This window comes from Streptococcus sanguinis, assembly GCF_003943655.1.
In the GTDB taxonomy this organism is placed as follows: domain Bacteria; phylum Bacillota; class Bacilli; order Lactobacillales; family Streptococcaceae; genus Streptococcus; species Streptococcus sanguinis_F.
The window spans coordinates 172,912-186,532 of record NZ_RJMM01000001.1 but is presented as its reverse complement, the minus strand read 5'-3'; the positions used below and the strand labels follow the sequence as shown (position 1 = coordinate 186,532).

Genomic DNA, 13,621 nt, shown 5'->3' with positions numbered 1-13,621 from the left:
TACTTTCTACAAATCATCTAAGAAAGAGGTATGGATATGGATTATCTAGTGATTCCGGCCTATGAGCCTGATTATAATCTTATTAAGCTGATAAAAAAAATTCACCATAAGAGTGATTTTCATATCATTGTTATCGATGACGGCAGCTCTTCCAAATGCCAGATAGTCTTTGAGCAGGCAGAGCAGTACGCGATCGTGCTCCGTCATCAGGTCAATCAAGGCAAGGGGCAAGCACTGAAGACTGCTTTTACCTTTATCCAAGCACTGAAGATCTATGGAACGGTGGTAACAGCAGATGCGGATGGCCAGCACAAGGTCTGGGATGTTTTCCGCGTAGCGGCCAAATCTTCTGAAAATCCCAATCAGCTGATTCTGGGAGCACGCGCCTTTACTGGCAAGGTGCCTCTGCGCAGCCGCTTCGGCAACAGTCTGACTCGGGCTCTCTTCAGGCTTCAGACTGGCGTGGGTGTCTCCGATACTCAGACAGGCTTACGAGCCTTTACGACCAACATGATTCCATTTATGCTAAAGGTAGAGGGCCAGCGCTATGAGTATGAAATGAACATGCTCTTAGAAGCCAGCAAGGAATATCCCATTTTGGAAGTGCCTATTGAGACGGTCTATATCAATGACAATCAAGGCTCCCACTTCCGGCCGATTCGGGATGGACTCATGATTTATAAAAATATTTTCAAATTTGCCCTGACTTCTCTCAGCAGCTTTATCGTAGACTACATCGTCTATGCACTGGCTCTCTTGTTTTTAGCTGCTGTGCCGACCAGCCTGAGAATTCTTTTAGCTAACGGGATTGCTCGAGTGACCAGCTCAATATTTAACTATTCGACCAATAAAAAGCTGGTCTTTAAGAACGACGACAGTATACTCAAGACAGGAACTGGCTATTTCAGCTTAGCTGTGGTGCTCTTTATCCTGGACACACTGCTGATTCGCCTCTTCTATGCTGTCTTTGGTCTTAATCTTCTGATTGTCAAAATCATCGTCGGCATCTTGCTCTTCATCGTCTCCTGGATGGTCCAAAAGAGATTTATTTTTAAGGAAAGGACACACACCGCATCATGAAATTTTTAAAGAAACGCTATGCCTACGCCTCCATTTTCGGGCTGCTTCTGACAGCTTCCTTCAGCTACTCCATGCTGAAAACCTTCGTCATCGCAGAGACCATTTCGACGGTTTCAAGCACAAGTTCGTCGTCCAATGCCGAGGCTGCCAGCAAGGCTGCTGAGACAGCGACAGTGACGGATACCAGCTATTCAGACGACAACATCTCGGTCACATTGACTGAAAAGACCGTCAGCAACACCCAAGTCTACATCGCTGATGTGACCGTCAGCTCATCGGAATACCTGAAAACCGCCTTTGCCCAAAATACCTACGGAAACAATGTCACAGCCAAAACTTCGGAAACAGCTGCCAGCAACAATGCTATCCTAGCGGTCAACGGCGACTACTATGGGGCCAATACGACTGGCTATGTCATCCGCAATGGCGTCGTCTACCGCGATACCGTCCGAGAAGACTCCAGCAATGGTGATTTGGCTATTTACAAAGACGGCTCCCTCAAGATTATCTATGAAGATCAAGTCTCTGCCGATCAACTGGTTAAAGACGGCGTGGTCAATCTCTTGACCTTCGGCCCATCTCTCGTAGAAAATGGTGAAATTGTCGTTGATACCAACTCCGAAGTCGGCCAGTCCATGTCTTCCAATCCTCGGACAGCTATCGGTATCATTGATGAAAACCACTATATCATCATTGTTTCAGACGGACGCACCACAGAAAGCGAGGGGCTTTCCCTCTACCAGATGGCAGAAATCATGAAATCTTATGGTGTCAAGACCGCCTATAACCTCGATGGCGGCGGCTCCTCTACACTTTACTTTAACGGTCAGGTCATTAACAAACCTACAACCAACGGAAATACTATCTCAGAAAGGTCGGTGAGTGATATTGTCTACATCGGTTACTAATCCCAGCAAAAAACGTTTTAGAAAAACAGCCCTTATCTACGCACTATTAACTATTTTCTTCTTTGCTTTCAGCAGAATCTATGAATCCTTCAGCTTCGGCGAAACATCTAGTCACATGCACTATCTATTTGCTATTCCTCTAGCGGGCTGCATCCTCCTCCTGCTCTTTATGAAGGTCATCCCTAATCTCTCTCGGCTCAGCCTCAACCTCTGGAACTCAGCTGTAGCCATCATGACAGCCGGTATGCTCTTCCGTGGCATCGTCAATCTATCTGGTCGCTCCACGACACTGGATATGCCCTACTGGTATGTGGGATCATCCTTTGCAGCTCTGACACTACTCTCCATGGTCTTTACCCGAAGTGAGTGGAAGGCAGAAGAGCAAGCTCAACCAATACCCAGCAAAAAAGAAGACGCAAAACTAAGTCGTCGTGAAACCTACAGTCAAGTATAAACCAAAAACCTCAGAAAAATCTGAGGTTTTTATTCTAGTGATAATCTTTCTAATTCTTCATTACTATGAGCAGTTTAAAAAATTTGCTTTTTCATTCACACTCATACACACTACCCGTCAGCGGGTCAATGACTTCTACCAGCTTAAAATATCCCTGCTCATAATGGTAATGACAAATGGCGCAGTTGCCAAAGCGCACCTTGGGATCCAGAGCTTGAGCTGCAATCTTGAGATAGAAGGCCCACATGGCACCACCATGGCTGACGGCCAAGACTGGCTCTGCATCCGCCTGCTCCATTACCTCAGTCAGAGTAACTAGCACGCGCTCACCGACCTGGTACACACCTTCTCCGCCATAGGGGACGAAGAGGTCTTCGCTTTCCCCTTCAAAGGTCCCGAAGTTCCACTCCTTGAGTCCCTTGATACGCTTATAGGGAATCTTACCGTCTGTTACCAATTCCAAGGTATCACAGGCCCGCTCTTGAGTAGAGCTATAAGCATCGTCAAAAATAATTCCAGCATCCTTAAAATATTTCCCCGCCACCTTGGCCTGATAGATGCCAAAATCAGTCAGAGGAGCATCACACCAGCCTTGTACCTTATGGCGTAGGTTGAAAAGCGTCTGCCCATGCCGCATCAGATAAAGAGTTTTTGCCATCATTCATATCTCCTTTAGATGAGTTCTAACTTTTCAAAGGCCTTGTAGAGACCGTCTTGGCTGACCGAGTCTGTCACCAGATCGGCCATGGCCTTGATTTCCGCTCCGCCATTTCCCATAGCGACCCCGACCTGACAATAGTCCAGCATAGGAATATCAACCTTGGCATCACCGAAAGCCAGAGTATACGCCCTGTCAGCATGCAGATGCTTCAAGAAAACCTCAATAGCATGCGCTTTGGTAATGCCTTTGACTCCCAAATCACCAAATAGGGCATGCTCGCCCTTGCCACCCCAAGTACCTGCTTTGAGCTCAGGAAAAGCCCGTTTGGAGTCCAGATGGTCTTGGTAACTCTTTAGGATAAAGCTGACTTTGTTCAGGTCGTCCCGATAGAGCTTCCCACCATAAACCAGGCCGTGAAGAGCTTCTTCTGCCTCCATATTTACTACTTTTTCTGGATTAACACCTTTTCCAAGGACGTAGGTCCGAAGCGCCGGCCGCGCTGCTTCGCGGAAGCCTTTGCTTGCAAAGAGACCGTTATTACTCTCTAGGTAAAACTCTAGCCCCCGCTCTTGAAGCCAGTCGACTAGCCTTTTAGCGACATCTCGCGGAATCAGTTGGTGCAGAATAACCTCCCCCTCATGCTCCACATAGGAGCCGTTGCCACCAATCATCCCATCAAAGCCGATATCCCAAATTTCCGGCGGCATCTCAGCCTTGCTGCGGCCGGTACAGACATAGACCAGATGGCCCTTTTCTCGTGCCTTGCGAATGGCGACAACAGCAGACTCCGGTATATGATTATCATAGTCGATGATGGTACCGTCCACATCCAGAAAGATGATTTTTCTCGTCATAAAACTTCCTCTTCCTCATGTTCTTCCTCGCATTTGCTGAATGCTTTCTTCATTTTTTACAAATTCTCTCACTTTTAGCCAATATTATTTTACGAACTCTCTATCCTATTATATACCTTTTCGAAAGCCTTTTCCTATAGAATTATCAGAGATAATGGTACTATCCTTTTTTCTCAGAGAAAAAAAGCAAGAAGGATAGCTTTTAATCAGCTTGTTCCTTCTGCTCTTTTTATTCCTCATCTTATCTACTCATCCTCTGCTTCAAACAGCCAGAGTTTGGAATCAAAGTCATAGCTCGGCTTTTGCTCAGAATCCTCTAAAAGCTGACCGCTGGAAGCGTCCGTGGTGACCAGTCCAACTCGCATAAGCTCAGCCCCCGTATAGGCACACACCTCTAGCCGATAGACCTTATCCGCAGCCAGTCCTTTCAGTTGCAAGCGCTGATGAGAACGATTGACTTGATTGAGGACCTTGAAAGCGCCTAAAAGTGCAGTGTTCTGATCCTGACTGACAACCATCCAAGCTGTCTGCCCATCTCCCTTAAATGGCGACTGCAGTCGATAAAAAGTTCCATTATGAATCAGCTCTCGATGGCGCTTGTAAAAAGCTATCTGTTCCCTGACCTCAGCCAATTCTTCTGGACATAGCTGATTAAGGTCCAGCTCATAACCAAAGGAACCGAAAAAGGCGACATTCCCCCGCGTCTTCAACGGAGTCAGACGATTGGTCTGGTGATTGGGCACGATGGAGACATGGGCTCCCATAGACGAAAGCGGATAGAGAAGACTGGTCCCATACTGGATCTTCAAGCGTTCAATCGCATCCGAGTCATCGCTGGTCCAAGCTTGAGGAGCATAGTAGAGCATACCTGGATCAAAGCGGCCTCCACCTGAAGAGCAGGACTCAAATAACAATCTCGGATAGCGACTAATCAAACGCTCATACAAGTCATAAACACCCAAGACATAGCGGTGAAAAATCTCTCCTTGCTGATCCGCTGGCCAGGCAGCTGAGAAGACATCCGTCAGAGGGCGATTCATATCCCATTTGATATAATCCAGCTGCGCTTCCTCGATAACCGCTGACAGACGTTCAAAAATCTCATCCACTACTTCCGGCCGAGAATAGTCCAAAACAAACTGGTTCCGACCATGGTGGGGCTGTCTATCTGGCACTGCCAACAGCCAGTCAGGATGAGTTCGGTAGAGTTGGCTGTCCTTATTGACCATTTCCGGCTCAAACCAAAGACCAAACTGCATGCCCAAACCGTGAATCCGCTCTGCTAGCGAGCCCAGCCCCTGCGGCAGCCTTTCTGGATTGACAAACCAATCCCCCAGCCCAGCACGATCGTTAGTCCGCTGGCCAAACCAGCCATCATCTAACACAAAGAGCTCCACCCCTACTTCCTGAGCCTTTTCAGCAAGCTCCAGCAGCTGATCCTCACTAAAGTCAAAATAGGTAGCTTCCCAGTTATTGATGAGCACAGGACGCACTCGCTCGCGCCAGTAGCCTCTAGCTAGTCGTCGACGAAATAGCTGATGAAAGGCTTGACTCATGCCGTTGAGGCCCTGCTCAGAGTAAACCAACAGAGCTTCTGGACTGGTAAAGGAATGGCCCACAGCCAGCTTCCACTCAAAATCGAAAGGATTAATTCCTAGCTGCAACCGGGTCACATCATAGGTATCCACCTCAGCCTGAATGAGAAAATTGCCCGAGTACACCAAGGCCGCTCCTAGCACTGGACCTGATAACTCAGTCGTTTCCGGTCGCTTAAGAGCCACAAAAGGATTGTGGTGGGGACTGGAAATGCCGCGGATTGACTCAATAGACTGAATCCCCTGCTGAAGCGGGCGCTCCTTGATATAGCGTTCCCGAGCCCATGCTCCTGATAGCTGCAGCCAGTCATAGTCAGCATCTGGCAGATCCAGCGACAGACTAGCTAGGGATTCCAAGTAGCAAGTTTCCCTGCCTTGATTGATCACTTTGCTGGAACGAGCTATAACCGGCCAATCAGCAAAAATCGTATAAAACAGCTGAACTTCCACTTCTGTCAACGCATCTCGCAGAGTTAGAATAAGAGTCTTAGCCTCCGTTTGAGCCTCTGTATAAGTAGCGGGCAGGCCCTCTAAAGCCGGCTTACCATCTACTATCTGATGACTGACATAGACAAAATCAGTAATACGCGAGCCATTTTCCTGCCGCAGACAGATAGCGGGATGACGAAAATCTGTCGTGCCGTATTCTGGAAATTCCTGCCGTACATGCTCCAAAGAATAGCGTAAATCCCCTTCTTTCCGATAGGTCGTCATGGGCCGATGCTGCAACTCCACCAGATAAGAATAATCCCGCTCCGGTACCCCCGCGCCATAGTAAAGCTGCAAGAGTTTACCATCCTCCGCAACCCGAAAGATATAAGAAGCATCACCATTAGTCAGATGAAATTGCCTGCCCTCTTCGTTAAACAAAATACTCGCCTTATTCATGGTCTTCTCCTTTCACAGTCTGCAATCAAGCTTCCACTTTCATTATAAAAAAGGCTGCCCTTTTTGGTAAGCCTTTCTTTCTAGTATTATTTGTCCAAATGTGACTTTTTACAGCTCCTGCCCCAGATGAGAGCTAGCCTTGCGAAAATTCAAGGGCGACTGGCCACGCGCCTTCTTGAAGGCTTTTGAAAAGCTCTGTGTTCCGGCAAAGCCTGTCTTACTGGCAATCTCTTCCACCGAAAGCTGGCTGCTCGTCAGCAGATCAGCTGCCATATTGAGCCGCAAATCATTACTGTACTCCTTGATCCCCTTTCCTACTTCATCCTTGAAAAGCCGAGATAGGTAGGAAGGGTGCAGAGCCAATTTCTGCGCCAAGTCCTGTACAGATAAACTTTCTGGCAGATGACTGCTCAGCAGTTCCAAGACCTGCTGGACATAGGGATTGACCCGACGGCTTTCCGTGATTAAAGATGTCTGCTTAAGACGCTGGGACAAGAGCTCTAAGAAGCGATAAACTTGCCTTTGCAGAGCCAGTTCAGCTGTTATTCCGCTGCCCTCATAAGCCAGACTTTCAAAGACCAAGGCCTTAAATTCCTGCAAAGAAGTCAGCTCAAAAGACCATTGGCTCGACTGTAAGCCCAGAGCCTGCAGATAAGGAGGCAAGAGACGCCCGCCCAGTCCCATCCAGACATAAGACCATGGCTCTTCTCCATCAGCCTGATAAAAGACCGACTGACCTGGCGGCACCACAAAGCCCTGCCCTTCCTGCAAATCATAGCGCTGATTGCCCACGGAGTAAGTCCCCCGTCCCTCCAGTACGATATGAATGACATAAACATCCCGGACAGCCGGCCCAAAGCTATGATGGGCTTCCGTTTTCGAATAACCGCAGAAGGCAAAAAAACAATCTTCTTGGCCAAACTGCATAGACTTAACCAAGGTCAGCGAATGCTCCATCAGCTCCTCCTTAGATTTGGATAAGTTTTTTATCCTTATTATAAAACAAAAACCACTAAACAGCAAATGAATCTGATTAGTGGTTTCTTCATTCATCTTAAAAAGATTGGACGGATGGATTATGATTAAAGAGGGCATGGGTAGCCTTATAGATATGGTAGGCTGTTGCAGCATTATTCATAGTATAAAGGTGTATGCCCGCTACATCTTGGGTCACCAAGTCAACGATTTGATCCACAGCATAAGCCAGACCTGCTGCTCTCAGAGACTCTGGGTCATGTTCGTACTTATCCAGAATAGCCCGGAATTTTCTCGGCAGCTTAATATTCTCACATGTCTTGAGCAAGCGCAGAGCCTGATTGCGGTTGAGAATTGGCATAATCCCAGCATGGATAGGCACTTCAATACCTGCTAAAATGCACTTGTCCTGAAAATCATAAAAGCGCTCATTGTCAAAGAAAAGCTGGGTCACCAGACTAGAACAGCCAGCATCCACCTTTTTCTTCAGATTTTGAATATCCGAAATCTGATTTGGCGAATCTGGATGGCCTTCTGGATAGCAAGCTCCGATGATGTCAAAATGCGGTGCTTCTGTCTTGATGTATTCGATCAAGTCAGTCGCATAGGTAAAATCATCCTTAGGTGCTACATCTGGAAAAATATCCCCTCGCAAAGCTAAAATCTGATGGACACCAACCCGATCTAGAGACTGCAAAATATTGGACACCATGTCCTTGGTCAGATAAACCGCGGGTAGGTGAGCAATCGTCGGAATCTTGAGGTCGTTGGCGATGAACTCCGTCAAACGAACCGTCGTCTCCTCAATGTCAAACTTATTATTGCTGGCTGTCACACTGATAAAGTGAGGAGCCAGATCTTGCATCTCTCTCAACGCCTGAAAAATCTTATCATTGCCTACTGCCGGATTGGGAGGAAATACTTCAAATGAGAGACTGGGTGTGTGACGACGAACCATATAACAAAAAGTTCCTTTCAATGATGGTAGTGATAGCCGAGGACAATCCTAGAAGAACAGCTTCTGCAGGATTGTCAGCTCTGCTTCATTTTTTGGGGGTATCCTCCATCAAGTTCAACTTTTGAGGTTCCAGGAGGATTATTTCAAATGTTGTCTAGCTGCTTTGGCTGCTTCTACTAAGCGCACCAAGCTAGCCTTGGTTTCTGGGATACCACGAGTTTTAAGACCACAGTCAGGGTTGATCCAGACCTTGCCGCTTGGCACCTTAGCCAAGATAGCCTCAATCGTATGGTCGATTTCCCCTTCATTTGGCACGCGTGGTGAGTGGATATCGTAAACTCCAGGCCCCACTTCTGTCTGGAAGTTCTTAGCCTTGAGCTCATCCAGGATTTCCAAGTTAGAACGGCTGGCTTCAAAGGAAATCACGTCCGCATCCATGTTGTCGATAGCTGGGATGATATCTGTAAATTCTGAGTAACACATATGAGTGTGGATTTGCGTATCTGGCGCTACTGTTGAGTGTACCAAGCGGAAGGCTGGAATTGCCCAGTCAAGGTAGTCTTCGTACCAGTCGCTGCGACGGAGTGGCAATTTCTCACGAAGAGCAGCCTCGTCGATTTGGATAATCTTCACGCCTGCAGCTTCAAGGTCAAGTACTTCATCTTTGATTGCAAGAGCGATTTGAAGGGTAGAATCCTTGATAGAGATGTCTTCACGTGGGAAAGACCAGTTGAGGATGGTTACAGGTCCAGTCAACATACCCTTAACAGGTTTGTCTGTACGGCTTTGTGCGTAGCTAGACCATTTAACAGTGATTGGGTTGAGACGAGTCACATCACCCCAGATGATTGGTGGTTTTACCCCACGCATACCGTATGATTGTACCCAACCATTCTTAGAGAAGAGGTAGCCTGACAAGTTTTGACCGAAGTACTCAACCATGTCATTACGCTCGAACTCACCGTGCACCAGCACATCAAATCCAACTTCTTCTTGCCACTTGATCCATTCATCGATCTGCTCAGCCAAGAACTTGTCATAGTCTTCTGCTGACAGCTCACCCTTACGGAAAGCCAAACGTTTGGCACGGACTTCCTTGGTTTGAGGGAAGGAACCAATTGTCGTAGTTGGCAATGGTGGCAGATTGAGCGTCTTGTTCTGGATTTCCTCACGCTCTGCAAAGGCTGGCAAACGAGTGTAGTCAGCGTCTGTCAAACCAGCGATGCGAGCACGAAGTTCCGCATTTTCACCCACACGTTCAGTCGCAAAGAGTTCTTTGTTAGCAGCAAGTGCTTCTGCACCGCCACCATTGCGGATAGCATCCAAGTCACGAATTTCATCCAATTTTTCCACCGCAAAGGCAAAGTGGTTCAAGATTGCTGGTTCAAATTCTTCATTAGCTGTTGTAACTGGCACATGGAGCAGTGAACATGAGCTTGTCAAGACGATGTTTTCAGCTGGGATTTGCTCAAGCACTGCCAAGCTCTTTTCATAGTTGTTGCGCCAAATGTTCTTACCATTGACAATCCCTGCATAAAGAGTCTTATCAGCTGGGAAGCCACCTTTGACAAGTTCAAGTGTTTTCTTGCCTTCGACAAAGTCCAAACCAATCGCATCTACTGGCAACTCTACAAGATCTGCATAGATGTCACGAACATCACCAAAGTAGGTTTGAACCAAGACTTCCAAACCTTTCTTGTCTTCCAAAAGTTTCTTATAAAGGTCCAAGAAGAGAGCTTTTTCTTCTGCTGACAGGTCTTTGACCAAGCTTGGCTCATCCAGCTGGATACGCTCTGCGCCCAGCTCTGCTAATGTTGCAAAAACTTCTTGATAAGCTGCAGCCAGTGCATCGACAAAGTCAGCTGGCGCTAAACCGTCTTCAAAGTCAGATACTTGCAGGAGAGTGAATGGTCCGACCACAACTGGACGGGTTACCAAGCCCAACTCTTTCGCTTCTGCAAATTCATCAAAAATCTTATGCCCAGCCAATTTGACTTGGGTTTCTTTTTCAAATTTAGGAACGATATAGTGGTAGTTGGTATTGAACCATTTCTTCATCGGAAGGGCACGGACATCCCCTTTTTCGCCCTGATAGCCACGAGCCAAGGCAAAATACCGCTCCAAGTCAGTCAACTCCAAGCCTTGCACAGATGACGGCACCACGTTAAAGAGAAAGGCCGCATCCAGCACATTGTCATAATGAGAAAAGTCATTAGACGGAAGCTCTGAAATTCCTTTTTCCTTAACAATATTCCAGTGCTTAGCGCGCAGCTCCTTAGCTGCAGCCAGAAGCTCATCTGCTGAGATTTCATGTCTAAAGTATTTTTCAGTTGTAAATTTCAATTCGCGGAATTCGCCCAAACGTGGGAAACCAATGATAGTCGTTGACATAAACGTCCTCCAAAATTTTTCTTGATTTTATCTTATCAGAAAATCCCCCCTCTGTATAATTGGAATTTCCCAGAGTTTGTTATAGCTTAAAACTATAACTGATTTCATCAACCAAGCCAAAATCCCCATTTTAGCTGCACTATTGACTAAGATTATTGTTTGATATAGGTAGAAGTTATGACATTGGAAAAAGAAAAACCAGCGATTTTTATTCTCGCTGGTCTTTTATGATTTGCTTACTTAATTTTTCTGTAGCGCTGGATGCTGCTCCAACCATGCTTTTGCTTCTTGACTATTATGAATCTGAGTATCAGATACAGATGAATCATCATTGTAGCCATAAACTGGCAAGACATCTTCTCCCTTGGTCGCAAACCAATAAAGAAGAGTATCAAACCACTCATCTGGTGTAACCTTATCCGTCCTAACATAAAGCACCCAATCTTCTTTAATCAGTTTAGACTCTATATCTGGATAAAGGCTGTAAAGATTGATGTTCACATCTTGAACCCTCCCGTCAAGTGTGAATTTTGCTATTTGATTCGAAGGATTCATATAGCCCTTAGGATCTATAACTTCCGAAAAATTTGTTGCTTTTGCCGTATTATAGATATCAGAATCCATGGTAAACTTTGTATTTTCTGATGCATCTTCTATTTGTTCTGTCTCCAAATTTAAGTACACATCTTTTAAAGTTGGTCGTTCTTCTGAAAGGTTCTCTATAGTCAATCTAAAGTAATGGTCCCCATCAAGATAATAACATCCAATTAGTTCAAGCGGAACACTTTTCTTATTGTAACTTCGAACAGCTTGATAGAGATCAATCTTTCGTTCTGGCAAACCTTCTTCCTCTAAATTATAAAGAATAAGGTTCCAATACTCTCCTTTTTTCTGAAGATGCTCCTTCGAAAATGTTTGTTCTTTCTCTGGAAGAATCGCCCATCTTTTTTCTGAATCTATGGCGTACTTTTTCCCAACAATCAAAGAACTTGGTGCTAGGACATATTGCTTTTTATCTCCAAATATTTGAATATCTGAACGTTTTACTTTTGAGTTCGAGTTACTCTTATATGCTATTTTCTGAGATTCATTCTCCGTTGATTTTCTATAAATAGTGAAATAAAAACTAACAAGCAAAATAGCTAATAGCAGCGAGCTGAGAAGGATTATTTTTTTCTTCATCTACTTCCGCTCCCCTCGGCTTTTTTCCCCTCCTTCTCCTCAACAAACTCTCTAACCAAGCGGTAGATAACTGCGAAGATAGGAGTGAAGAAGATCATGCCAACCAAGCCAAAGAGGTTACCCCCAATCAGTGCGGCTGCTAGGGTAAAGAGAGTTGGAAGACCGACGGACTGGCCGACTACACGCGGATAGATGACGTTGCCCTCAATCAACTGCACTCCCTGAAAGACTGCGATTGAAAGAAGGGCTTTCCAAGGGCTATCGGTAAAGATAAAGATAGCTCCCAGAGCACAAGCTGAGAAAGGCCCGATGTAGGGAATGAAAGAGAGCACTCCAGCCAAAACTCCTGTCAAGGCTGCATAAGGCAGGCCTGTCAGAGAATAGGCGATAAAGACTAAAATCCCAACAATGACGGCCTCAATCATCTGCCCCATCAGAAACTTATCATAAGTCTCAACAATGACAGAACCGACATAGGAGAGGCGTTTGACAGCCTTCTCAGGAAGCATAACCTGCAGGAGACGGCTAGTGATTGTCTGCAAATGCTCCTTGCTGCTCAAGAAGGCAAACATGAGGAAGATAGACATGATGACAGAGAAGAAATTGCCAAAGATGGCAGAGATATTGCCTGTCAGACTGCCCAGAAGAGAGATGGCTCGGTTGACAATGTCACTGTTTTGCAGCTGCTTGGTCAAATCTTTCAGCTGGCTAGAGGAAAGCAAGCCAGACTGCTGCAGCCACTTGGCTACCTGAGGCGCTACCTTGCCGATTGTTGCGCTCAGCTGATTGACCGCTGTGGTCAAAGTCGGCACGACGATGGAGACAATCCCCGTCATAATGAGAGCTAAAATCAGCACCTCCAAGACTAAGGCCAAACCACGCTGCAACTTCTGAGGGACTCGGCATTTATCCAAGAAGTCTTCCAGTTTTTTCATCGGAACATTAAAGATAAAGGCAAGGACACCACCCAATATAATGGGTGAAAAAACCGAAGTCAGGCTCTGCAGACCAGACCAGATGTTCCCGATATATAGAACCAGAGCCAGAGCGAGCGCCGCAAAGACGATTAGTTTATAAGATTCATTTATTTTTTTCATAAGGCTTCCTTTTAAGGTTTTATCATTTCCTTATTTTATCATAATTTTCGAGGGCTTTCGAGCAGGAGAAAGCATGGATTAGTCAGCTTTGTCTTCACTTTTTATTTTTTGAAAATCTTGAAGATAGAGGACCCCAGCTCCTATAGACAAAAGGCCTGCAAAGATAGCTAGAAAAGGAATAAATCCCATGATAGATGCAAAAAGCAGCATCTGATGATTCATCTTATTGACCCTAGAGTCCCCACTATAATGAGACATACCAGCTAAGGAAAGTATCAACAAGAAAACATTAATTAGCAGAATCAGAAGTGCCCATATGTAATTTTCAATGAAGCTACCAATCAAATCAACAAACTCAAAACTCGATCTTTGTAAAGAAAAATACATGATAAGAATTCCCGCTATAATACTCGCAACCCCATTTACCAATAACAATTTATTTGATTTCATAGCAATCTCATTCTTTCTTTTTTAAACATAGTATACCTAGCCACTTTCTAATCTGTCAACCATTATAAAAGAATGATTGTCACATCCGATAAATCCGTTTTCATTCAAATTATCTTATGATAAAATAA

Annotated in this window: 12 protein-coding genes; 3 read left to right on the top strand and 9 right to left on the bottom strand. The window is 45.6% G+C overall.

Features of this window, described 5'->3' with window-relative positions:
* Positions 1 to 30 precede the first annotated feature (30 nt).
* Genes D8886_RS00900 through D8886_RS00890 form a run of 3 tightly spaced genes read left to right on the top strand, consistent with a single transcriptional unit; the run spans position 31 to position 2,442 of the window.
* A complete protein-coding gene (locus D8886_RS00900) occupies positions 31 to 1,080 on the top strand; it encodes a bifunctional glycosyltransferase family 2/GtrA family protein (protein ID WP_125433943.1) in 1,050 nt (349 codons plus the stop codon).
* Entirely contained in the window at positions 1,077 to 1,988 is a 912-nt protein-coding gene (locus tag D8886_RS00895) for a phosphodiester glycosidase family protein (RefSeq protein ID WP_125433942.1), read from the top strand. Before D8886_RS00900 ends, D8886_RS00895 begins: the two co-directional genes overlap by 4 nt.
* Positions 1,969 to 2,442, top strand: coding sequence for a hypothetical protein (locus D8886_RS00890; protein ID WP_185761210.1), 474 nt, complete (start codon positions 1,969 to 1,971; stop codon positions 2,440 to 2,442). Before D8886_RS00895 ends, D8886_RS00890 begins: the two co-directional genes overlap by 20 nt.
* 91 nt (positions 2,443 to 2,533) lie before the next feature.
* Here D8886_RS00890 and D8886_RS00885 read toward each other — a convergent pair whose 3' ends face one another.
* The 9 genes from D8886_RS00885 to D8886_RS00845 all read right to left on the bottom strand — a co-directional run bounded on the left by D8886_RS00885 (position 2,534) and on the right by D8886_RS00845 (position 13,493).
* Positions 2,534 to 3,103 carry a histidine phosphatase family protein gene (locus D8886_RS00885; protein ID WP_125433940.1) on the bottom strand — a complete coding sequence of 190 codons (570 nt, stop codon included), beginning with the start codon at positions 3,101 to 3,103 and terminating at the stop codon, positions 2,534 to 2,536.
* Positions 3,104 to 3,114: 11 nt separating this feature from the next.
* The gene (locus tag D8886_RS00880) at positions 3,115 to 3,957 is read right to left on the bottom strand and encodes an HAD family hydrolase (RefSeq protein ID WP_125433939.1); all 843 of its coding nucleotides are present in this window, start codon (positions 3,955 to 3,957) and stop codon (positions 3,115 to 3,117) included.
* Between the two features lie 245 nt (positions 3,958 to 4,202).
* Positions 4,203 to 6,440 carry an alpha-galactosidase gene (locus D8886_RS00875; protein WP_125433938.1) on the bottom strand — a complete coding sequence of 746 codons (2,238 nt, stop codon included), beginning with the start codon at positions 6,438 to 6,440 and terminating at the stop codon, positions 4,203 to 4,205.
* Positions 6,441 to 6,548: 108 nt separating this feature from the next.
* Entirely contained in the window at positions 6,549 to 7,493 is a 945-nt protein-coding gene (locus tag D8886_RS00870; RefSeq protein WP_185761216.1) for an AraC family transcriptional regulator, read from the bottom strand.
* Between the two features lies 1 nt (position 7,494).
* On the bottom strand, positions 7,495 to 8,373 hold the full coding sequence (gene metF, locus D8886_RS00865; protein ID WP_002896521.1) for a methylenetetrahydrofolate reductase [NAD(P)H]: 879 nt from the start codon (positions 8,371 to 8,373) through the stop codon (positions 7,495 to 7,497).
* A gap of 138 nt (positions 8,374 to 8,511) precedes the next feature.
* Positions 8,512 to 10,764 carry a 5-methyltetrahydropteroyltriglutamate--homocysteine S-methyltransferase gene (gene metE, locus D8886_RS00860; RefSeq protein WP_125433936.1) on the bottom strand — a complete coding sequence of 751 codons (2,253 nt, stop codon included), beginning with the start codon at positions 10,762 to 10,764 and terminating at the stop codon, positions 8,512 to 8,514.
* A gap of 240 nt (positions 10,765 to 11,004) precedes the next feature.
* Positions 11,005 to 11,946 carry a hypothetical protein gene (locus tag D8886_RS00855; protein WP_125433935.1) on the bottom strand — a complete coding sequence of 314 codons (942 nt, stop codon included), beginning with the start codon at positions 11,944 to 11,946 and terminating at the stop codon, positions 11,005 to 11,007.
* Positions 11,943 to 13,043 (bottom strand): AI-2E family transporter, encoded by a 1,101-nt coding sequence (locus D8886_RS00850; protein WP_125433934.1) that lies wholly within the window; start codon positions 13,041 to 13,043, stop codon positions 11,943 to 11,945. The genes D8886_RS00855 and D8886_RS00850 overlap by 4 nt, the downstream gene beginning before the upstream one ends.
* A gap of 78 nt (positions 13,044 to 13,121) precedes the next feature.
* Positions 13,122 to 13,493 (bottom strand): hypothetical protein, encoded by a 372-nt coding sequence (locus D8886_RS00845; protein WP_002910615.1) that lies wholly within the window; start codon positions 13,491 to 13,493, stop codon positions 13,122 to 13,124.
* Positions 13,494 to 13,621 lie beyond the last annotated feature (128 nt).

Coding starts and splice junctions, on each gene's coding strand:
- D8886_RS00880 (WP_125433939.1), bottom strand. CDS start 3,957: ATGACGAGAAAAATCATCTTTCTGGATGTGGACGGTACCATCATCGAC.
- D8886_RS00855 (WP_125433935.1), bottom strand. CDS start 11,946: ATGAAGAAAAAAATAATCCTTCTCAGCTCGCTGCTATTAGCTATTTTG.
- D8886_RS00850 (WP_125433934.1), bottom strand. CDS start 13,043: ATGAAAAAAATAAATGAATCTTATAAACTAATCGTCTTTGCGGCGCTC.
- D8886_RS00875 (WP_125433938.1), bottom strand. CDS start 6,440: ATGAATAAGGCGAGTATTTTGTTTAACGAAGAGGGCAGGCAATTTCAT.
- D8886_RS00900 (WP_125433943.1), top strand. CDS start 31: ATGGATATGGATTATCTAGTGATTCCGGCCTATGAGCCTGATTATAAT.
- metF (WP_002896521.1), bottom strand. CDS start 8,373: ATGGTTCGTCGTCACACACCCAGTCTCTCATTTGAAGTATTTCCTCCC.
- D8886_RS00870 (WP_185761216.1), bottom strand. CDS start 7,493: ATGAATGAAGAAACCACTAATCAGATTCATTTGCTGTTTAGTGGTTTT.
- D8886_RS00885 (WP_125433940.1), bottom strand. CDS start 3,103: ATGATGGCAAAAACTCTTTATCTGATGCGGCATGGGCAGACGCTTTTC.
- metE (WP_125433936.1), bottom strand. CDS start 10,764: ATGTCAACGACTATCATTGGTTTCCCACGTTTGGGCGAATTCCGCGAA.
- D8886_RS00845 (WP_002910615.1), bottom strand. CDS start 13,493: ATGAAATCAAATAAATTGTTATTGGTAAATGGGGTTGCGAGTATTATA.
- D8886_RS00895 (WP_125433942.1), top strand. CDS start 1,077: ATGAAATTTTTAAAGAAACGCTATGCCTACGCCTCCATTTTCGGGCTG.